Origin of the sequence: Streptomyces sp. NPDC091280 (assembly GCF_044768565.1) — a bacterium.
Classification (GTDB): domain Bacteria; phylum Actinomycetota; class Actinomycetes; order Streptomycetales; family Streptomycetaceae; genus Streptomyces.
The window spans coordinates 47,784-67,703 of record NZ_JBIVUZ010000014.1 but is presented as its reverse complement, the minus strand read 5'-3'; the positions used below and the strand labels follow the sequence as shown (position 1 = coordinate 67,703).

Genomic DNA, 19,920 nt, shown 5'->3' with positions numbered 1-19,920 from the left:
ATGGAAGGGACACCATGGCAACACGCACCCGCAGCAGGCTGATCACGGCCCTGCTGGCCCCCGCACTCGCGCTCGGCGCCACCGTCGGCCTCGCCTCGGCCCCCGCCTCCGCCGCCGTCTGGAGCTCCTGCGACCAGTGGGGCAGCACGACCCTGAACGGCTACACGCTCTACAACGACATCTGGGGCTCCGGCGCGGGCACCCAGTGCATCTGGGCCAACTCCGGCACCAACTGGGGTGTCACCGCCAACCACCCCAACACCGGCGGCATCAAGGCCTATCCCAACGCCAAGAAGGTGATCGGCAAGTCGATCACCTCGCTCGGTTCGCTCAAGAGCAGCTACAACGTCACGGTGCCGTCGTCCGGCGCGTACAACACGTCGTACGACATCTGGGACACCAACTACGCCTACGAGATCATGCTCTGGGTCAACAAGACCGGCGCGGTCGGCCCGCTCGGCACCTCGCAGGGCAGCCTGACGCTGGGCGGTTCCACCTGGACCGTCTACAAGGGCAACAACGGCAGCAACGACGTGTTCTCGTTCGTCCGCAGCTCCAACTCCTCGTCCGGGACGGTCGACATCCTGCCGATCCTCAAGTGGATCAAGGACACCAAGGGCTGGTTCGGCAATGTGACCATCGGGGACCTTCAGTTCGGCTTCGAGATCACGTCCTCGTCCGGCGGGCTCGCCTTCACCACCAACAGCGAGAGCGTCACCAGCAGTTGACCCACCCGGTTGTGCTCAGCCGCCCGGTCCCCGCACCCAGCGGGGGCCGGGCGGCTCCGCGAACACGAGCGCGGCGACCCAGCAGCCGAGCGCGGCCAGTGTGAGGCCGCCCACCGCCGGGTTGACGTAGCCGGGAACGGTGTCGGACGTGAAGCCGCCGCCGTCCTTCGTCTCGCAGACGAACCGCAGCGGGACGTAGTCCACCGAGTAGTCGACGACCTGTGAGGTCCGTTCGTCGTACTGCCCGTTGACCGTACGACACGGCGGCCACGGCGCCGAGCCGGTGCCGCCGTCGCCCACCTCCAGCAGCGCGCCCATGATGTGCAGCAGACCCCACAGGTACAGGGCGAACGCGGCCAGGCCCGCCCCGCCGGCGAGCTTGCGCAAGACCATCGCAGGAGTCCACCAGAACAAGATCGGCGCGGCTGTGACGGAGCCCACAGTTCCGGGCAACGGAAGCGTCACAGCCGCCGGGGCACCCGGCGGGGAGGCCCAACTCCCCTCCGTATCAAGCCACTTCGCTACTCCGTCACCGGCAGCGTCGCCCCGTCCCGCAGGAACAGCGGGATGCGGTCCAGCGGCGCGTCGACCGTGACGGCCGTACCGCCCTCGTACGCCTCGCCCGTCCACGCGTCCGTCCACCAGGCGCCCGCCGGGAGATACGCGGTACGGGTCGTGGCCCCGGCGGTCAGCACGGGGGCGACCAGCAGGTCCGGGCCGAAGAGATACGCGTCGTCGACCGACCAGCTCGCCGGGTCCCGGGGGAACTCCAGGAACAACGGCCGCATCACCGGCAGCCCCTCCTCGTGCGCGGCCCGCATCACATCGAGCACGTAGGGCCGCAGCCGCTCGCGCAGCCGCAGGTACTTCTCCAGGATCGGCAGGGCCCGATCGCCGTACGACCAGACCTCGTTGGGGCCGCCCGTCATGTCGGGGCCCAGCGGCATGCCCGGATCACGGAAGCCGTGCAGACGCATCAGCGGGGACAGCGCGCCGAACTGGAACCAGCGGACCATGACCTCCTGGTACGCCGGGTCGTCCGGGTCGCCGCCGTGGAAGCCGCCGATGTCCGTGTTCCACCAAGGGATGCCGGACAGGGCGGTGTTGAGGCCCGCGGCGATCTGGCGGCGCAGGGTCGGGAAGTCGGTGCCGATGTCGCCCGACCAGAGCGCGGCGCCGTAGCGCTGACTGCCCGCCCACGCCGAGCGGTTGAGCGTGATGATCTCGTCCTCGCCCGCGCCGGAGGCCCGCAGGCCCTCGTGGAACGTACGGGAGTTCTCGGCCGGATAGATGTTGCCGACCTCCAGCCCCGGGCCCGCCCAGTACCGCAGGTTCTCCTGGAAGCCCGGCTTCAGCTCGGGCTCGCAGGCGTCCAGCCAGAAGGCCGTGATGCCGTACGGCACAAGGTAGTTGTCGCGGATCCTCGACCACAGGAACTCGCGGGCACCGGGGTTGGTGGCGTCGTAGAACGCGACCTGGACGGTCGACGCGACGCCCTTGTCCGGCCAGTCGGCGTGGGCCATCGGGCCGTACTGCGTGCCGATCAGGAACCCTCGCTGCTCCAGCGGCGAGTGGTTCTCGCTGAGCGGGGAGACGGACGGCCAGACGCTCACCACCAACTTGACGCCCAGCTCGTCGAGTTCGCGGACCATCGCCGCCGGGTCGGGCCACTCGGCCGGGTCGAACTTCCAGTCGCCCAGGTGCGTCCAGTGGAAGAAGTCGCAGACGATCGCGGAGAGGGGGAGTCCGCGGCGCCTGTACTCCCGTGCCACGGCGAGGAGTTCGGCCTGCGTGCGGTAGCGCAGCTTGCACTGCCAGAAGCCCGCCGCCCACGTCGGCAGCATCGGGGTCCGGCCCGTCACCGCGCTGTAGCGGCGCTGGCCGTCGGCCGGGTCGCCGGCCGTGATCCAGTAGTCGATCTGCCGGGCCGAATCCGCCACCCAGCGGGTGCCGTTGCCGGCCAGCTCCACGCGGCCGATCGCCGGGTTGTTCCACAGCAGTGTGTAGCCGCGGCTGGAGACCAGCACCGGGATGCCGACCTCGGCGTTGCGCTGGACCAGGTCGAGGACCAGGCCCTTCTGGTCCAACTGGCCGTGCTGGTGCTGTCCGAGGCCGTACAGCTTCTCGTCCTCGTAGGCGGCGAACCGCTGCTCCAGCCGGTGGTGGCCGCCGCCGACCGCCGTGTAGAGCCGCGAGCCGGGCCACCAGAAGTGCGCGCGGGCCTCGGCGAGGATTTCGCTTGAGTCGTCGGTGCGCAGGAAGCGGACCAGGCCCTCGGAGTCGACCACGACCGTCAACTCGCCCACGGTCAGGGTTCCTTGACCGCCCTCGATCTTGACGCTCGCCTCGGTGGGCGGTGCCTCCGCCAGGAGCGCGCCCGGGAGTCCGTCGAGCAGCGGGCCGCCGAGCCGGGCCCTGACCCGGACCGCGTCCGGCCCCCACGGTTCGATCCGCAGGGTCTCCTGACGGCCGCTCCACTCCAGCGCGCCGTCCCGCTCACGGAACGTTCCGACGGTGGGGGAGGACTGCGCGAGACTGACCTCGGACTGTATTTCGGCAGGCTGATTCACGAGGAGTGCTCCTGGAGGAAAGCGGAACAGGGGGTGACCGCGCACACACGTGGAGCGTGGCCGGTCAAGCGGCCGACGGCGCCGGACCCGTACTCGCCCGGACCGTCAACTCCGGTGCGATCAGCACGACTTCGTCACTGCCGTGACCGTCCAGCTTGGCCACCAGATGCTCGACGGCGTAACGCCCCATCTCCTGTGCGGGGATGGCGACGGACGTCAGCCGCACCGAGGCCTGGGTGGCGACCTGGTCGGGGCAGACCGCGACCACCGACACGTCCTCCGGCACGGCCCGGCCCTGCTGGCGCAGCAGCGCGAGCAGCGGCTCGACCGCCGACTCGTTCTGCACCACGAAGCCCGTGGTGCCGGGGCGCTCGTCGAAGATCCGGGCCAGTGTCACCGCCATCGCGTCGTACCCGCCCTCGCACGGCCGGTGCAGCACCCGGAGGTCCAACTCCCGTGCGCGGGACCGGAGTCCGTCGAGGGTGCGCTCGGCGAAACCGGTGTGCCGTTCGTAGACGGCGGGTGCCTCGCCGATGACAGCGATGTCGTGGTGACCGAGCTTCGCGAGGTGCTCGACGCACAGCGCGCCGGTCGCCCCGAAGTCGAGGTCGACGCAGGTCAGTCCGGTGGTGTCGGCGGGGAGGCCGATCAGCACCGACGGCTGGTCGGTGCCGCGCAGCAACGGCAGCCGCTCGTCGGCGAGTTCGACGTCCATGAGGATCATCGCGTCGGCGAGCCCGCTGCCGGTGACCCGGCGTACCGCGTCGGGGCCCTCCTCCCCGGTGAGCAGCAGCACGTCGTAGCCGTGCAGCCGGGCGGTGGTCGCCACCGCGATGGCGATCTCCATCATCACCGGCACATACATGTCGGTGCGCAGCGGCACCATCAGCGCGATGATGTTCGACCGGCTGCTGGCCAGGGCGCGGGCGCCCGCGTTCGGGTGGTAGCCCAGCTCGCGGATGCTCTGCTCGACCCGCTGCCGGGTGGCTCCGGAGATGGACCGCTTGCCGCTGAGGACATAGCTCACCGTGCTCGCCGAGACTCCGGCGTGCTGGGCGACCTCGGCGAGGGTGACCATCCAGCTCTCCAAGCTTTGTGAAGCGCTTCGACAGTGCGCATTGCTGACAGGGGCGGGTGGGGGTGATTCCGAGGTTAGCTTCAGGCGGGGTGGGTGTCCATAGGTTGTCGAAGCGCTTCGACACTTTCTCGCGGGGCCGGGATCCGTGAATTCCGGGGCAACCTCCGGGCAGGTCGGCGGCCACTGAGAGGTCGTAGACGAACCGTCCCCCGGAAGGACCCCCGATGCAACACCGCAGACCCCGTCTCTCCAAGCGGCGCAAGGCGCTCGTCGCCACCGCCGTGGCCCTCGCCGCCGCCGCGGGCGTCACCGTCGCCCAGGCGGGCGAGACCGGCAAGAAGTGCGGGGCCTTCGACACCGTCACGCTCGGCAAGTACTACGTGAACAACAACCTCTGGGGCCAGGACAAGGCCACCGGCAGCCAGTGCGTCTGGGACAACTCCCGCTCCGGATCCACCATTTCGTGGGGCACGTCCTTCAGCTGGGCCAACAACGCCCAGGGCACCGACGCCGACGTGAAGTCGTACGCCAGTACCGTCCTCGGCTGGCACTGGGGCTGGAAGGTCGACAAGGCCACCACCGGACTGCCGATCCGGGTCGGCGACCGCAAGCCCGTGCGCACGAGCTGGGACTTCTCGCTCAGCAGCGACCCCGGCACGCTCGACGTGGCCTACGACCTGTGGCTGCACGCCAAGAACACCGCGGACTGGCAGGACCAGCCCACCGACGAGATCATGATCTGGCTGAACCGGCAGGGCGGCGCGGGCCCGCTCGGCACCAGGTACGGCAGCGTCAGCCTCGGCGGCGCCATGTGGGACATCTACCAGGGCGACATCGGCTGGAACGTGTACTCCTTCGTCCGCCGCGCCAACACCACCAAGGCCACCCTGAACATCGACGACTTCACCCAGGCCCTGGTCCGCCGCAAGCTGCTGAGCAACGACAAGTACCTCTCCGGCATCGAGTCCGGCACCGAGGTCTTCAAGGGCTCGGGGCGCCTCGACACGAAGGCCTACTCCGTCGACATCGGCTGAACAGCCGCGCGAAGGGTGGCCGCTTCGCGGCGGATCGGGTAGATACGAACGGGTAGCACCCATCGGTAACCACCGAGGGCCGAGGGATCGATTCGCGGCGAGGTGAGCCTCATGTCCGCTCCATCCAGCAAACCCACAGTCACCGAGCGAGAGGCCCGGCAGGTGGCGGAGGCCGCCCGGGAACAGGACTGGCGCAAGCCCAGCTTCGCCAAGGAACTGTTCCTCGGCCGCTTCCGTCTCGACCTGATCCACCCCCACCCGCTCCCGCCCGACGCCGACGTCCGACGCGGCGAGGAGTTCCTCGCCAAGTTGCGCGCCTTCTGCGAGACGGAGATCGACGCGGCCCTCATCGAACGCGAGGCCCGCATCCCCGACGAGGTCATCGCCGGTCTCAAGGAACTCGGCGCCCTCGGCATGAAGATCGACCCCAAGTACGGCGGCCTCGGCCTCACCCAGGTGTACTACAACAAGGCGCTGGCGCTGGCCGGATCGGCCTGCCCGGCGGTCGGCGTGCTGCTCTCGGCACATCAGTCGATCGGCGTACCCCAGCCGCTGAAACTGTTCGGCACCGACGAGCAGAAGGAGCGGTTCCTGCCGCGCTGCGCCCGCACCGACATCAGCGCCTTCCTGCTCACCGAACCGGACGTCGGCTCCGACCCGGCCCGCCTGGCGACCAGCGCGGTCCGGGACGGGGACGCGTACGTCCTCGACGGCGTGAAGCTCTGGACCACCAACGGCGTGATCGCCGACCTCCTGGTGGTGATGGCCCGGGTGCCGAAGTCCGAGGAGAGCCGGGGCGGCATCACCGCGTTCGTCGTCGAGGCCGACTCGCCGGGCATCACCGTCGAGAACCGCAACGCCTTCATGGGCCTGCGCGGCATCGAGAACGGCGTCACCCGCTTCCACCAGGTCCGGGTCCCGGCCGCCAACCGCATCGGCCCCGAGGGCGCGGGCCTGAAGATCGCCCTCACCACCCTCAACACCGGCCGCCTCTCGCTGCCCGCGTCCTGTGTCGCGGCCGGCAAGTGGTGCCTGAAGATCGCCCGCGAGTGGTCGGCCGCCCGTGAGCAGTGGGGCAGGCCCATCTCCGACCACGAGGCCGTAGGCGCGAAGATCTCCTTCATCGCGGCGACCACCTTCGCCCTGGAGGCCGTCCTCGACCTCTCCTCGCAGATGGCCGACGAGGACCGTAACGACATCCGCATCGAGGGCGCGCTCGCCAAGCTCTTCGCCTCCGAGACGGGCTGGCTGATGGCCGACGAGCTGGTGCAGATCCGCGGCGGCCGGGGCTTCGAGACGGCAGCCTCGCTCGCGGCCCGGGGCGAGAAGGCCGTCCCCGCCGAACAGGTCCTGCGCGACCTGCGCATCAACCGCATCTTCGAGGGCTCGACGGAGATCATGCATCTCCTCATCGCCCGCGAGGCCGTCGACGCCCACCTCACGGTCGCCGGTGACCTCATCGCCCCCGACAAGTCCCTCGCGGACAAGGCGAAAGCGGGCGCCAACGCGGGCGTCTTCTACGCCAAGTGGCTCCCGAAGCTGGTCGCGGGCAGCGGCCAACTCCCGGGCACCTACGGCGAGTTCCGTCACGGCGTCGACCTCTCCAGGCAACTGCGCTACATCGAGCGCAACGCCCGCAAACTGGCCCGCTCCACCTTCTACGCCATGTCCCGCTGGCAGGGCCGGATGGAGACCAAGCAGGGCTTCCTGGGCCGGATCGTCGACATCGGCGCCGAACTGTTCGCCATGAGCGCGGTCTGCGTCCGGGCCGAACTCCTGCGCACCCAGGGCGATCACGGCCGCGAGGCCTACCAACTCGCCGACGCCTTCTGCGAACAGGCCCGCATCCGGATCGAGGAACTCTTCGGCCGCCTGTGGACCAACACCGACTCCCTCGACCGCAGGGTGGTCAAGGGAGTCATGTCCGGCGCGTACACATGGCTGGAGGAGGGCATCGTCGATCCGTCGGGCGAGGGGCCCTGGATCGCCGACACGACCCCGGGCCCGTCCAAGGCGGACAACGTGCACCGACCCGTCGACTGAGCCCGGATCAGCAGTACTTGTCGCTCGGATCCCGCGTCGTCCACGAACAGGTGTCGACCTTGCTGCCGTTGGACTTCGTCAGCGTCGCCGTGTCGCTGGTGTTGTTCCAGACGTAGGCGGCCCGCCCCTGGTACGTGTTCGACGCGGTGTCCGTGCCCTTGCCGGTGTGCACCTTGATGTACTTGCCCGCGCCGATCTTGATGTTCTTGAAGACGTACCGGTGGTTCGAGACGTCCTTGAGCACCCACCCCTTGAGCGAGATCGCCGACCGGCCGGTGTTCTTGATCTGCACCCACTCGCCGTTCAGGCTCGTGTTGGACCGGTTGTCCGAGCCCGGACTGTCGAACCAGACGTGGTAGATCGTGACTCCGCCGGCGGCCTCGGCCGGGGTGCTCAGCAGGGTGCCGGTGAGTATCGCGGCGCCCGCGAGCGCGGGCAGGGCAGCGCGTATCCGCATGGAGAATCCCCCCAGGATCTCAGTCCTCCGCCGGTCGTCCCCCGGCGCAGAAACAAGTCAGGGCTGAAGTGTTATCACATGACCTTCACGCCGTATTCACAAAGGGGGATTTCCCTTCAATCACCGACGAGAGCCGATAAGCCACCCGCCCGAGGGAACCGCTGTCCACCCGCCCACCCCTTGCGGCAACAATGGAGGGATGAGCGACAGTCCAGCACCCCTCGCCGACCCGCATCTCGTCTACGACCCCGTCGTGGGCGACGGTCCCAAGGCCCTGGTGATCCTCGGCTCCACCGGGTCCATCGGCACCCAGGCCATCGACCTCGTGCTGCGCAACCCGGACCGCTTCCGGGTCACCGCCCTCTCCGCCAACGGCGGCCGGGTCGGGCTCCTCGCCGAGCAGGCGCACCGGCTCGGGGCGCGGACCGTCGCGGTCGCCCGCGAGGACGCCGTACCGGCACTGCGCGAAGCGCTCTCCGCGCGGTACGGCACCGGCCAGCCGCTCCCCGAGATCCTGGCCGGACCGGACGCGGCCACCCAGGTCGCCGCCTCCGACTGCCACACCGTGCTGAACGGCATCACCGGGTCCATCGGCCTCGCGCCCACCCTCGCCGCCCTGGAGGCGGGCCGCGTCCTCGCGCTCGCCAACAAGGAGTCGCTCATCGTCGGCGGACCGCTGGTGAAGGCGCTCGCCGAGCCCGGCCAGATCATCCCCGTGGACTCCGAGCACGCGGCGCTCTTCCAGGCCCTCGCGGCCGGCACCCGCGCCGATGTCCGCAAACTCGTCGTCACCGCGTCCGGCGGCCCCTTCCGCGGCCGTACGAAGGCGGAACTGGCGAACGTGACGGTCGAGGACGCCCTCGCGCACCCCACCTGGGCGATGGGCCCGGTGATCACGATCAACTCCGCGACCCTGGTGAACAAGGGCCTCGAAGTGATCGAGGCGCACCTGCTGTACGACATTCCCTTCGATCGCATTGAGGTGGTCGTGCACCCGCAGTCGTATGTCCACTCGATGGTGGAATTCAACGACGGATCGACGATCGCCCAGGCGACGCCCCCCGACATGCGCGGGCCGATCGCCATCGGGCTCGGCTGGCCCGAGCGGGTCCCGGACGCGGCGCCCGCGTTCGACTGGAGCAAGGCCTCGACGTGGGAGTTCTTCCCGCTCGACACCGAGGCGTTCCCCTCCGTGGGCCTCGCCCGGCACGTGGGACAGCTCGCGGGCACCGCCCCGGCGGTGTTCAATGCGGCGAACGAGGAGTGCGTGGAGGCCTTCCGCGCGGGCGCGCTGCCGTTCAACGGCATCATGGAGACGGTGACCCGGGTGGTCGAGGAACACGGGACACCGGCCACGGGAACTTCCCTGACCGTGGCGGACGTCCTCGAAGCGGAGACCTGGGCACGCGCCCGGGCCCGTGAACTGACAGCGCAGACGACCACAGCTCAGACGACCACGGCGAACGCGGAGGCGCGTGCATGACAGCCCTGATGATGATCCTCGGCATAGTCGTCTTCGCGGTCGGCCTGCTGGTCTCGATCGCCTGGCACGAGCTGGGGCATCTCTCCACGGCGAAGCTCTTCGGCATCCGGGTGCCCCAGTACATGGTCGGCTTCGGCCCGACCATCTGGTCCCGGAAGAAGGGCGACACCGAGTACGGGTTCAAGGCCATCCCGTTCGGCGGCTACATCCGCATGATCGGCATGTTCCCGCCCGGCGACGACGGCCGGATCAGCGCCCGCTCCACCTCGCCCTGGCGCAGCATGATCGAGGACGCCCGCTCGGCCGCCTTCGAGGAACTCCAGCCCGGCGACGAGACCCGCCTCTTCTACACCCGCAAGCCCTGGAAGCGGGTCATCGTGATGTTCGCGGGCCCCTTCATGAACCTCATCCTGGCGGTGGCGCTCTTCCTCACCGTCCTGATGGGCTTCGGCATCTCGCAGCAGACCAACACGGTCAGCTCGGTCTCCCAGTGCGTGATCGCGCAGAGCCAGAACCGCGACACCTGCAAGTCGACCGACGCCGCCTCCCCGGCCGCCGCGGCGGGCCTCAAGGCCGGCGACAAGATCCTCAGCTTCAACGGCGTGCGGACCACGGACTGGAACAAGCTCTCCGACCTGATCCGGGCCGCCCCCGGCAAGACCGTCCCGATCGTCGTCGAGCGCAAGGGCCAGGACGTCACCCTGCACGCGAAGATCGCGAGCAACCAGGTCGCCAAGAAGGACTCCAGCGGCCAGATCGTCCAGGGGCAGTACGTCACCGCCGGCTTCCTCGGCTTCAGCGCGGCCACCGGCATCGTCCGCCAGGACTTCGGCGACTCGGTCACCTGGATGACCGACCGCCTCGGCGAGGCCGTCGACTCCATCGCCGACCTCCCCGGCAAGATCCCGGCCCTGTGGAACGCGGCCTTCGACGGCGCCCCCCGCCAGGCCGACTCCCCGATGGGCGTGGTCGGCGCGGCCCGCGTCGGCGGCGAGATCTTCACCCTGGACATCCCGCCCACCCAGCAGCTGGCCATGGCCCTGATGCTGGTCGCCGGCTTCAACCTCTCCCTGTTCCTCTTCAACATGCTCCCGCTGCTCCCGCTCGACGGCGGGCATGTCGCGGGCGCCCTGTGGGAGGCGCTGCGCCGGAACCTGGCGAAGGTGCTCAAGCGCCCGGACCCGGGCCCGTTCGACGTGGCGAAGCTGATGCCGGTCGCCTATGTGGTGGCGGGGATCTTCGTCTGCTTCACCCTGCTCGTCCTGGTGGCGGACGTGGTTAACCCGGTGAAAATCTCCTAGCAACCCCCGGTTCGTGGCGGCCTCGCATTCTTTCTGCGGGGCCGCCCTCCATTGAGTGGGTTTACCTCCGGGATGTGCTCCGGCCCGTGCGGTTGACGTAATCTCGAAGCCTGGAGCCCGCTGTTCCGGGACCGGGGTTTTGATCCACGACTTGGGGTTGCACAGCAGATGACTGCGATTTCTCTCGGCATGCCGTCCGTTCCGACCAGGCTCGCCGAGCGCCGCAAGAGCCGGCAGATCCAGGTCGGATCCGTGGCGGTCGGCGGCGACGCGCCGGTGTCGGTGCAGTCCATGACGACCACCCGTACGTCGGACATCGGCGCCACCCTCCAGCAGATCGCCGAGCTGACCGCGTCCGGTTGCCAGATCGTCCGCGTGGCCTGCCCCACGCAGGACGACGCCGACGCGCTCGCCACGATCGCCCGCAAGTCGCAGATCCCGGTCATCGCCGACATCCACTTCCAGCCGAAGTACGTGTTCGCCGCGATCGAGGCCGGCTGCGCGGCGGTCCGCGTGAACCCGGGCAACATCAAGCAGTTCGACGACAAGGTCAAGGAGATCGCGCGCGCCGCGAAGGACCACGGCACCCCGATCCGCATCGGCGTGAACGCAGGTTCGCTGGACGCCCGACTGCTGAAGAAGTACGGCAAGGCGACCCCCGAGGCGCTGACCGAGTCCGCCCTCTGGGAGGCGTCCCTCTTCGAGGAGCACGGCTTCCAGGACATCAAGATCTCGGTGAAGCACAACGACCCGGTCGTCATGGTCGAGGCCTACCGCCAGCTCGCCGCCCAGTGCGACTACCCCCTCCACCTCGGCGTCACCGAGGCGGGCCCGGCCTTCCAGGGCACGATCAAGTCGGCCGTCGCCTTCGGCGCCCTCCTCTCGCAGGGCATCGGCGACACCATCCGAGTCTCCCTGTCGGCCCCGCCGGTGGAGGAGATCAAGGTCGGCCTCCAGATCCTGGAGTCCCTGAACCTCAAGCCCCGCCGCCTGGAGATCGTCTCCTGCCCCTCCTGCGGACGCGCCCAGGTCGACGTCTACAAGCTGGCCGAGGAGGTCACGGCGGGCCTGGAGGGCATGGAGGTCCCGCTGCGCGTGGCCGTCATGGGCTGTGTCGTCAACGGTCCGGGCGAGGCCCGCGAGGCCGACCTCGGCGTCGCCTCCGGCAACGGCAAGGGCCAGATCTTCGTCAAGGGCGAGGTCATCAAGACCGTCCCCGAGTCGAAGATCGTCGAGACCCTCATCGAGGAGGCCATGAAGATCGCCGAGCAGATGGAGGCGGACGGGGTCGCCTCCGGCGAGCCGACGGTGGCGGTCGCGGGCTGAAAGCCCGCCGGTGACCGTCGGCCCGTCCGGCGCTTGAGGACGAGGCCGTCCAGGCCGAAGCGGGGGTCCGGGGGCGGCAGCCCCCAGAGACGCCCACCTGTCCCACCCCACTGAAAAGCGAACGGCACACAACGCGGCACCGCTCAGCTTCCGCGGGTACAGTGCGGAGATCAGCAGACCCTCAGGGTGAGGCCCCGTACGTGTTGACCCAGACCACCTCTCGGGTGCTCGAACCGAGCGACCTGGACGCCGCACTCGCCGTACTCGACCGCGAGCCGGTCACGAACGCCTTCGTGACCTCGCGGGTCCAGGTCGCGGGCCTCGACCCGTGGCGGCTCGGCGGCGAGATGTGGGGCTGGTACGAGGACGGCATGCTGACGTCCCTCTGCTACGCGGGCGCCAACCTCGTCCCGATCTGCGCCACCCCCCGCGCGGTCCGCGCCTTCGCCGACCGCGCCCGCAGGGCCGGCCGCCGCTGCTCCTCGATCGTCGGCCCCGCCGAGGCCACCGGCCGGCTCTGGCGCCTCCTCGAACCCAGCTGGGGCCCGGCCAGAGAGGTCCGCGCCCGCCAGCCCCTCATGGTCACCGACCGGATGCCCACCGACATCGCTCCCGACCCCTACGTCCGGCGCATCCGCAAGGACGAGATGGAGACGATCATGCCGGCGTGCGTGGCGATGTTCACCGAAGAGGTGGGCGTCTCCCCGCTGGCGGGCGACGGCGGCCTCCTCTACCAGGCCCGCGTGGCCGAACTCGTGGGCTCCGGCCGCTCGTTCGCCCGCCTCGACGAGTACGGCAAGGTCGTCTTCAAGGCGGAGATCGGCGCCGCGACCCCGCAGGCCTGCCAGATCCAGGGCGTCTGGGTGGCCCCCGAGTACCGGGGCAGGGGAGTGGCGGCCCCCGCGATGGCATCGGTGCTCCGCTACGCCCTCGCCGACGTGGCCCCGGTCGTCAGCCTCTACGTCAACGACTTCAACACCCCGGCGAGAAGGGCGTACTTGAGGGTCGGCTTCCAGGAGATCGGCGCCTTCATGAGCGTCCTGTTCTGACGGTTCCCGCAACCGCGGGTCCGTGACACGCGCGGCTCCGCCGCGCGAGCGCGCTCGGCCGGGTACGGCCCGCACTCGAACACAACAACCGCCACCCCCCTGTACTCTCCCCACATGCGATTTCCCGGTCACGGCCACCGCCACCCCGAAGACGTCGTGATCGCCCCCCTGGACCTCTCGGCCCATGTCGACGAAGCCCTCGCCGTACAGGCCGTCGCGTTCGGCCTGGGCCCGGACGAGGTGGCGGTGAGACGCCAGATCGTCCTGCGCCACATGACCTACCCCGGCGCCCGCGCCCTCGGCGCCACCGCCGAGGGCCGCCTCGTGGGGTTCGTCTACGGCATGCCCAACAACCGCGCCCACTGGTGGTCCACGGTCGTGGAGCCGTACCTGCGCGGCGGCGGCCACGAGATCTGGCTCGACGACTCCTTCGTGATCACCGAACTGCACGTCCACCCGCGCTTCCAGAACCGCGGCGCGGGCCGCTCCCTGATCACCACGATCACCGACGCCGCCGCCGAACCCCGCTCGATCCTCTCCGCGATCGACACCGACAGCCCGGCCCGGGGCCTCTACCACTCCCTCGGCTACGAGGACCTCGCCCGCCAGGTCCTGTTCCCGAGCGCCCCCAAGCCGTACGCCGTCATGGGCGCCCCCCTCCCGCTCCGCCGCCGCTAACCGATTTCCACCGGCACAGCGAGCCCGGCTAACCTCCTAGCCATCACCCTTTCCCGGCAGGAGTACAGGAACCATGGCGAACGCACCGGTCCAGCGCATGTCCCAGTTGATGGCGAAGACGCTGCGCGACGACCCGGCGGACGCCGAGGTCCTCAGCCACAAGCTGCTCGTGCGGGCCGGATACGTCCGCCGCACCGCGGCCGGCATCTGGAGCTGGCTGCCGCTGGGCAAGAAGGTCCTCTCGAACGTCGAGCGGATCGTGCGCGAGGAGATGGACGCGATCGGCGCCCAGGAGGTGCTGCTCCCCGCGATCCTGCCCCGCGAGCCGTACGAGGCGACCGGCCGCTGGGACGAGTACGGCCCCGAGCTGTTCCGCCTCAAGGACCGCAAGGGCGGCGACTACCTCCTCGGCCCCACCCACGAGGAGATCTTCACCCTGATCGTGAAGGACCAGGCGTCCTCCTACAAGGACCTGCCGGTCATCCTGTACCAGATCCAGCACAAGTACCGTGACGAGGCCCGCCCCCGGGCCGGCATCCTGCGCGGCCGTGAGTTCCTGATGAAGGACTCGTACTCCTTCGACACGGAGGACGAGGGCCTCGCCAAGTCGTACGCCCTGCACCGCGAGGCCTACCAGAAGGTCTTCGCGCGCCTGGGCCTCGACTACCGCATCTGCGCCGCCACCGCCGGCGCGATGGGCGGCTCCAAGTCGGAGGAGTTCCTCGCCCCCGCCGAGGCCGGCGAGGACACCTTCGCGGACTGCCCGAACTGCGACTTCGCCGCCAACACCGAAGCGATCTCGTACGAGTTGAAGCCCGTGGACGCCACCGGCGTGCCCGCGCTCGAAGAGATCCCCACCCCCGACACCCCCACCATCGAGACCCTCGCCGCCCACCTCGGCGTCGAGGCCTCCGCGACCCTGAAGAACCTCCTCGTGAAGGTCGACGGCGAGATCGTGGCCGTAGGAGTGCCCGGTGACCGCGAGGTCGACCTCGACAAGGTCGAGGCCCATTTCGCCCCCGCCGCCGTGGAGTTGGTGACGGCGGAGGACTTCACCGGCCGCCCCGACCTGGTGCGCGGCTACGTCGGCCCGCAGGGCCTGGGCGAGAAGGTCACCTACATCGCCGACCCGCGCGTGGCCCCCGGCACGAGCTGGATCACGGGCGCCAACAAGGAGGGCACGCACGCGAAGAACGTCGTCGCGGGCCGTGACTTCGAGGTCGGCGAGTACGTCGACGTCGTGGTCGTCCAGGAGGGCGACCCCTGCCCCAAGTGCGGCACCGGCCTGAAGCTGGACCGCGCCATCGAGATCGGCCACATCTTCCAGCTCGGCCGCAAGTACGCCGACGCCCTCAAGCTCGACGTCCTCGGCCAGCACGGCAAGCCGGTCCGCGTGACCATGGGCTCCTACGGCATCGGCGTCTCCCGCGCGGTCGCCGCCCTCGCCGAGCAGAGCGCCGACGACAAGGGCCTGTGCTGGCCCGCCGAGGTCGCCCCGGCCGATGTGCACGTCGTCGCCGCCGGCAAGGCCCTTCAGACCGAACTCGCCCTGGACGTCTCGGAGCGGCTGCGCGCGGCCGGCCTGCGCGTCCTGGTCGACGACCGCGCCGGGGTCTCCCCGGGCGTGAAGTTCACCGACTCCGAGCTGATCGGCGTACCGAAGATCCTGGTCGCGGGCCGCCGCTCCGCCGAAGGCGTCCTGGAGCTGAAGGACCGCAGGACCGGTGAGCGCGAGGAGCTGACGGTCGACGAGGCCGTCGCGCGCCTCACCGCATAGCCGACGCTTGAACATTTAAATAAAGCTCTCAGAGAGTTCTCGGGAGGCGTATGGGCGCCTCACAGACTTCTCTCAGGCCGGTCCCCGACCGTAGTGCGTGACAGAGAGTCACTGCGGAGGGGAACGGTCATGACAGTCAAGGAGCGTGGGGCCGCTGCGGCGGTCCGCAGAGGCAAGCGGCGCATCGCGGCGGCCACGGCAGCGGTCACGCTGGCGGCGGCCGCCGGGGTGTTCGCCCTGGTCGGCACGATGCAGTCCGACACGGAAGCGGCCACGACGGCGAGCAACACCGGCACCAGCACCAGCACTTCGTCATCACCGTCGCCGTCCGCTTCCGCCTCTTCTTCCAGCACGTCCACGTCGGACAGCTCGTCCTCGTCGGACAGCTCTTCCACGTCGGACAGCTCGTCCGCGTCGGACAGTTCCTCCTCATCGTCCTCGTCCTCTTCCTCGTCTTCTTCTTCCTCGTCGGGTGTCACGTCCTCGTCCGGCGGCTCCACCGACTCCACGTCGGGAGCCTCGTGATGACGACGACGACCCTGCGCACGACCGCCGCCGCCGACTGGCGTGCCCTCGGGACCGCCGTCCGGCTGGTCGTCACCGACCCGGCCCTGCTGGACTCCTGCAACCTGCTCCTGGCCCGGCACCTCGCCGAGGTCGACGCGGCGTGCAGCCGCTTCCGCGCCGACTCCGAACTGGCCGCGCTGGACGCCTCTGCGGGCCGCCCGGTGACCGTCAGCCCCCTGCTCGCTGAAGCCCTCGCGGTCGCCCTGCGCGCCGCCGAGGCGACGGACGGCGCCGTCGACCCGACGGTCGGCTCGGCGATGAACGCCATCGGCTACGACCGCGACTTCACCCTCGTCCGCGAGGACGACCGCCCGGTCCGGCTCACCGTTAAGCGCGCCCCGGGCTGGCGCATGATCCACCTCGACGGCACGACGGTCACCGTCCCGGCGGGCGTCCGTCTCGACCTCGGCGCCACCGCGAAGGCCTGGGCCGCCGACCGGGCCGCCGCGATGCTCGCCGAAGTGGCGGGCTGCGGAGTCCTGGTGAGCCTGGGCGGCGACACCGCCGTCGCGGGGGAGCCCCCGGCCGGCGGCTGGAACATCCGCGTCCAGGACGTCACCGGTGCCGTCGACGAGACGCCCGCGCACGGCACGTACGCCACGATCGGCCTGCGCTCCGGCGGCCTCGCCACCTCGGGCACCTCCGCCCGCAACTGGCGCCGCGGCGGCCAGGAACTGCACCACATCGTCGACCCGCGCACCGGCCTCCCCGCCCGCAGCCCCTGGCGCACGGTCTCGGTCGCCGCCGCCACCTGCGCCGACGCCAACGCGGCGAGCACGGCCTGCCTGGTCAAGGGCGCGGGCGCCGAACGCTGGCTGACCCGCCTCGGCCTCCCGGCCCGCCTGGTCGCGCGGGACGGCACCGTCGTCACGACCCCCGGCTGGCCCACCTCCCTGGTGGCCGCCGCATGAGCTCCGAGACCCTCTGGTACGCCAACCGCGCCACCGGCGCCGTCTGCCTGGTCCTGTTCACGGTCGTGGTCCTGCTCGGCATCGCGGTCCGCCTGCGCGCCCGGCTCCCCGGCCTGCCCCGCTTCGGCACGGTGAACCTCCACCGCACGCTCTCCCTCTCCGCGACCGCGTTCCTGGCCCTGCACATCGCGGTGGCGGTGATCGACGGCTACGTGAACATCACCGTCCTCGACGCGGTCGTCCCCTTCGTCTCCGACTACCAGCCGTTCTGGCTGGGCCTGGGCACGGTCGCCCTCGACCTGCTGCTCGCGGTCCTGGTCACCAGCCTCCTCAGGGAACGCCTCGGCCACCGCACCTGGCGGGCTGTCCACTGGCTGGCGTACGCCTCCTGGCCCGTCGCCCTGATCCACGGCATCGGCATCGGCACGGACACCGGCACCGACTGGATGACCTGGCTGACCGTGTCCTGCGTGGCCGCGGTGACCGTCGCCTTCGGCATCCGCCTGGCCCACTCCGCCCGCGCCGCCCGCCGCACCCCCGCAGCCCTGCTCCGCACCCCCGAAGGAGCCCGCTCATGACCACGACCACGACCTTCACCGACGTCTACATGTCCCCCCGCCTCCTCGCCCCCGGCGGCACGGCGGCCGACCTCGCCACCCACGAACAGCGCTACGGCCCACTGTCGTACGGCGATCCGGACGCGGTCCTGAGAACGGTCGCCGAATCCGGCCTCACCGGACGCGGAGGCGCCGCGTTCCCCACGTACCGCAAGCTGGTCGCGGTCGCCGACGCGGGCCGCCGCACGGGCCGCGCCCCCGTGGTCGTGGCGAACGGCGCCGAAGGCGAACCGGCCAGCCGCAAGGACAAGACGCTGCTCCGCCTGTCGCCCCATCTGGTCCTGGACGGGCTCCAGTTGGCGGCCCGCGCGGTGGGCGCGGGGGAGGCCCACCTCGCGGTGGAGGACGGCGCCTCCTACTTGGAATCGGCCCTGGCGCAACGCCGGGACCCGCTTGAGGTGAGGGTGGTCCGCCTCCCCAAACGCTTCCTCTCCGGCCAGGCCTCGGCGCTCGCCCAGTACGTCTCCGGCAACGCCCCGCTGCCCCGCCACCAGCGCCCGCCGGTCCGCGAACGCGGGGTGCGCAAGGCGCCGACCCTCGTCCAGAACGTGGAGACCCTGGCCCACCTCGCCCTGGTGGCCCGCTACGGCGCCGACTGGTTCCGCAGCGCGGGCACTCCCACGCAGCCCGGCAGCACGCTCTGCACCCTGCATCTGCCGGGCCGCGAAGTCCGGGTCGTGGAAGCCCCGTTCGGCCTCCCGCTGGACCGGCTGCTCCCGCTCCACGGCATGTCGGCGGTGCTCGTGGGCGGCTACCACGGCACCTGGATCCCGGCCGCCGAGGCGGCCCGACGCACCCTGGACGCCGCCGACCTGGGCGCAGGCGTCCTCGCCACACTCCCCGCCACCCGCTGCGGAGTGACCGAAACCGCCCGCGTCCTGCGCTACTTGGCCCTCCAGTCGGCCGGCCAGTGCGGTCCCTGCCTCAACGGCCTCCCGCGCATCGCCTCGGCGTTCCGCACCCTGGCCGGCCCGGGCCCGCACGGCAACACCCGCCAGGACGTGGCGCGTTGGGCCGGCCTGGTCGAGGGCCGGGGCGCCTGCCACCACCCCGACGGCACGGTCCGCCTGGTCCGCAGCGCGTTGACGACCTTCGCCCCCGAACTGGACGCCCACGCAAGGGGTCTGTGCACGGCGACCGACCCCACCCCCCTGCTCCCGATCCCGAACGAGGCGCACTGACCATGGACCAGCACATCGACATCGACTGGACGGCCTGCCAGGGCCACGGCCTGTGCGCGGAGCTGCTGCCGGACCACATCACGCTGGACGAGTGGGGCTACCCGCTGGTGAACGGCGGCCCGATCCCGCCCCGAACGCGCAAACGAGCCCGCAAAGCGGCCCTGGACTGCCCGGTCCTGGCCTTGAAACTGACGTCGGCCGGACAGGGGCGCGGGGCCGTCTAGAGCCACCCGGCGAACTCCAGCAGCAACTCGGCATCCCGAGGCCGCCCCACGCGCAGTGCCCGCACGCCCGACTCGACGGCCCGGAACAGCGTCCAGCCCCGCAACCGCTCCTGGTCCACGTCCAAGGACTCGGCAAGTCGCTTGACCCGCCGCCGAGTTGTGGAGGCCCCCGAAGGCGTCGCGATCAGGTCCTCCACCCGGTCCCGCACCAGCCGGGCGAGATCGAACGCGCACTCACCCACCACCGGGTCCGGCCCCACGGCCAGCCACGGCACCCGGTCCGCGGCCAGCACCTTGCTCTGCCGGAACGTCCCGTGCAGCAATCGCGCCTCGGGCGGCGCGGCCAGCAACCCGTCCCGGGCGTCGAGCGCGGCCGAGACCAGCGAAGCCACCTCCGGCCCGCCGTCCCGCATCGCCGCGGCCTGCCGCCCGGTCCGTTCCGCCACCGTCTCGAACGCGTGCCCCGCCGGCGGCTCCACCCACAGCCGCCGCAGCGTCCCCGCCGCCTCCAGCAGCGCCTTCGCCTCGGGCAGCGATCGCACCGACACATCGGGATGCAAGCGCTCCAGCACGAGCACACCCTCGGCGGTGAACGGCTCGACGAGCTGCACGGCACCGAGGCCGCCCCAGTGCGCGAGCGCGGCCCGCTCGCTCTCCGGCCGGGCCCGGCGCGGGGCCAGCTTCAGCACCGCGGGCGTCCGGTCGGCCCGCCGCACCAGTACCACCAGGCTGCTGCGCCCACCGGGCACCTGCACCCGCTCCGCCGTCAACTCGCGTAGATCAACGGCCTGTCGGGCCACCTCGGGCAGCTTCTCCAACCAGTCGTCACCGCTGGGTGCCGTCTCACCGAGCGCCCTCACCAGACGCTGCGGCGGTTCGAAAGCCATGCGCGAGTT

General features: G+C 70.8%; 19 protein-coding genes. 13 read left to right on the top strand and 6 right to left on the bottom strand.

Features of this window, described 5'->3' with window-relative positions; translation table 11 throughout:
- The first annotated feature begins 14 nt into the window (after positions 1-14).
- Complete coding sequence (locus ACIQPR_RS36640; protein WP_403657513.1) at positions 15-728, top strand: hypothetical protein; 714 nt, start codon at positions 15-17, stop codon at positions 726-728.
- 15 nt (positions 729-743) lie between these two features.
- Here ACIQPR_RS36640 and ACIQPR_RS36635 read toward each other — a convergent pair whose 3' ends face one another.
- From ACIQPR_RS36635 to ACIQPR_RS36625, 3 genes are all read right to left on the bottom strand, one after another.
- A complete protein-coding gene (locus ACIQPR_RS36635) occupies positions 744-1,121 on the bottom strand; it encodes a hypothetical protein (protein ID WP_403657510.1) in 378 nt (125 codons plus the stop codon).
- 128 nt (positions 1,122-1,249) lie between these two features.
- On the bottom strand, positions 1,250-3,298 hold the full coding sequence (locus ACIQPR_RS36630; RefSeq protein ID WP_403657507.1) for a TIM-barrel domain-containing protein: 2,049 nt from the start codon (positions 3,296-3,298) through the stop codon (positions 1,250-1,252).
- 64 nt (positions 3,299-3,362) lie between these two features.
- Complete coding sequence (locus tag ACIQPR_RS36625) at positions 3,363-4,376, bottom strand: LacI family DNA-binding transcriptional regulator (RefSeq protein ID WP_403657504.1); 1,014 nt, start codon at positions 4,374-4,376, stop codon at positions 3,363-3,365.
- 224 nt (positions 4,377-4,600) lie between these two features.
- Here ACIQPR_RS36625 and ACIQPR_RS36620 point away from each other — a divergent pair, with 224 nt between their 5' ends.
- Together ACIQPR_RS36620 and ACIQPR_RS36615 are read left to right on the top strand one after the other, a co-directional pair.
- Positions 4,601-5,410 carry an endo-1,4-beta-glucanase gene (locus tag ACIQPR_RS36620; protein WP_403657502.1) on the top strand — a complete coding sequence of 270 codons (810 nt, stop codon included), beginning with the start codon at positions 4,601-4,603 and terminating at the stop codon, positions 5,408-5,410.
- Between the two features lie 111 nt (positions 5,411-5,521).
- Positions 5,522-7,453 (top strand): acyl-CoA dehydrogenase family protein, encoded by a 1,932-nt coding sequence (locus tag ACIQPR_RS36615; RefSeq protein WP_403657499.1) that lies wholly within the window; start codon positions 5,522-5,524, stop codon positions 7,451-7,453.
- Between the two features lie 7 nt (positions 7,454-7,460).
- Here ACIQPR_RS36615 and ACIQPR_RS36610 read toward each other — a convergent pair whose 3' ends face one another.
- Positions 7,461-7,910, bottom strand: coding sequence for a lamin tail domain-containing protein (locus ACIQPR_RS36610; protein WP_403657496.1), 450 nt, complete (start codon positions 7,908-7,910; stop codon positions 7,461-7,463).
- A 199-nt stretch (positions 7,911-8,109) separates the two neighbouring features.
- Here ACIQPR_RS36610 and dxr point away from each other — a divergent pair, with 199 nt between their 5' ends.
- The 6 genes from dxr (at position 8,110) to ACIQPR_RS36580 (ending at position 15,524) form a co-directional block, all read left to right on the top strand.
- Positions 8,110-9,393, top strand: a complete 1,284-nt coding sequence (gene dxr, locus ACIQPR_RS36605) for a 1-deoxy-D-xylulose-5-phosphate reductoisomerase (RefSeq protein WP_403657493.1) — start codon at positions 8,110-8,112, stop codon at positions 9,391-9,393.
- Between the two features lie 8 nt (positions 9,394-9,401).
- On the top strand, positions 9,402-10,694 hold the full coding sequence (locus tag ACIQPR_RS36600) for a M50 family metallopeptidase (RefSeq protein ID WP_403658153.1): 1,293 nt from the start codon (positions 9,402-9,404) through the stop codon (positions 10,692-10,694).
- 168 nt (positions 10,695-10,862) lie between these two features.
- Positions 10,863-12,020 carry a flavodoxin-dependent (E)-4-hydroxy-3-methylbut-2-enyl-diphosphate synthase gene (gene ispG / locus ACIQPR_RS36595; protein WP_403657490.1) on the top strand — a complete coding sequence of 386 codons (1,158 nt, stop codon included), beginning with the start codon at positions 10,863-10,865 and terminating at the stop codon, positions 12,018-12,020.
- 200 nt (positions 12,021-12,220) lie between these two features.
- Positions 12,221-13,069, top strand: a complete 849-nt coding sequence (locus ACIQPR_RS36590) for a GNAT family N-acetyltransferase (RefSeq protein WP_403657487.1) — start codon at positions 12,221-12,223, stop codon at positions 13,067-13,069.
- A gap of 114 nt (positions 13,070-13,183) precedes the next feature.
- On the top strand, positions 13,184-13,747 hold the full coding sequence (locus ACIQPR_RS36585; RefSeq protein ID WP_403657484.1) for a GNAT family N-acetyltransferase: 564 nt from the start codon (positions 13,184-13,186) through the stop codon (positions 13,745-13,747).
- A 73-nt stretch (positions 13,748-13,820) separates the two neighbouring features.
- Positions 13,821-15,524 carry a proline--tRNA ligase gene (locus ACIQPR_RS36580; RefSeq protein WP_403657481.1) on the top strand — a complete coding sequence of 568 codons (1,704 nt, stop codon included), beginning with the start codon at positions 13,821-13,823 and terminating at the stop codon, positions 15,522-15,524.
- A 59-nt stretch (positions 15,525-15,583) separates the two neighbouring features.
- Here ACIQPR_RS36580 and ACIQPR_RS36575 read toward each other — a convergent pair whose 3' ends face one another.
- On the bottom strand, positions 15,584-16,033 hold the full coding sequence (locus ACIQPR_RS36575) for a hypothetical protein (RefSeq protein ID WP_403657478.1): 450 nt from the start codon (positions 16,031-16,033) through the stop codon (positions 15,584-15,586).
- A gap of 15 nt (positions 16,034-16,048) precedes the next feature.
- Here ACIQPR_RS36575 and ACIQPR_RS36570 point away from each other — a divergent pair, with 15 nt between their 5' ends.
- Genes ACIQPR_RS36570 through ACIQPR_RS36555 form a run of 4 tightly spaced genes read left to right on the top strand, consistent with a single transcriptional unit; the run spans position 16,049 to position 19,024 of the window.
- The gene (locus ACIQPR_RS36570) at positions 16,049-17,002 is read left to right on the top strand and encodes an FAD:protein FMN transferase (protein ID WP_403657475.1); all 954 of its coding nucleotides are present in this window, start codon (positions 16,049-16,051) and stop codon (positions 17,000-17,002) included.
- Complete coding sequence (locus tag ACIQPR_RS36565) at positions 16,999-17,580, top strand: ferric reductase-like transmembrane domain-containing protein (RefSeq protein WP_403657472.1); 582 nt, start codon at positions 16,999-17,001, stop codon at positions 17,578-17,580. The genes ACIQPR_RS36570 and ACIQPR_RS36565 overlap by 4 nt, the downstream gene beginning before the upstream one ends.
- Positions 17,577-18,800 (top strand): NADH-ubiquinone oxidoreductase-F iron-sulfur binding region domain-containing protein, encoded by a 1,224-nt coding sequence (locus ACIQPR_RS36560; protein ID WP_403657469.1) that lies wholly within the window; start codon positions 17,577-17,579, stop codon positions 18,798-18,800. The genes ACIQPR_RS36565 and ACIQPR_RS36560 overlap by 4 nt, the downstream gene beginning before the upstream one ends.
- Positions 18,801-18,802: 2 nt before the next feature.
- Complete coding sequence (locus tag ACIQPR_RS36555) at positions 18,803-19,024, top strand: ferredoxin (protein WP_403657466.1); 222 nt, start codon at positions 18,803-18,805, stop codon at positions 19,022-19,024.
- Here ACIQPR_RS36555 and ACIQPR_RS36550 read toward each other — a convergent pair.
- The gene (locus ACIQPR_RS36550) at positions 19,021-19,911 is read right to left on the bottom strand and encodes an aminoglycoside phosphotransferase family protein (protein ID WP_403657463.1); all 891 of its coding nucleotides are present in this window, start codon (positions 19,909-19,911) and stop codon (positions 19,021-19,023) included. The two genes, ACIQPR_RS36555 and ACIQPR_RS36550, sit on opposite strands and share 4 nt — an antisense overlap.
- Positions 19,912-19,920 lie beyond the last annotated feature (9 nt).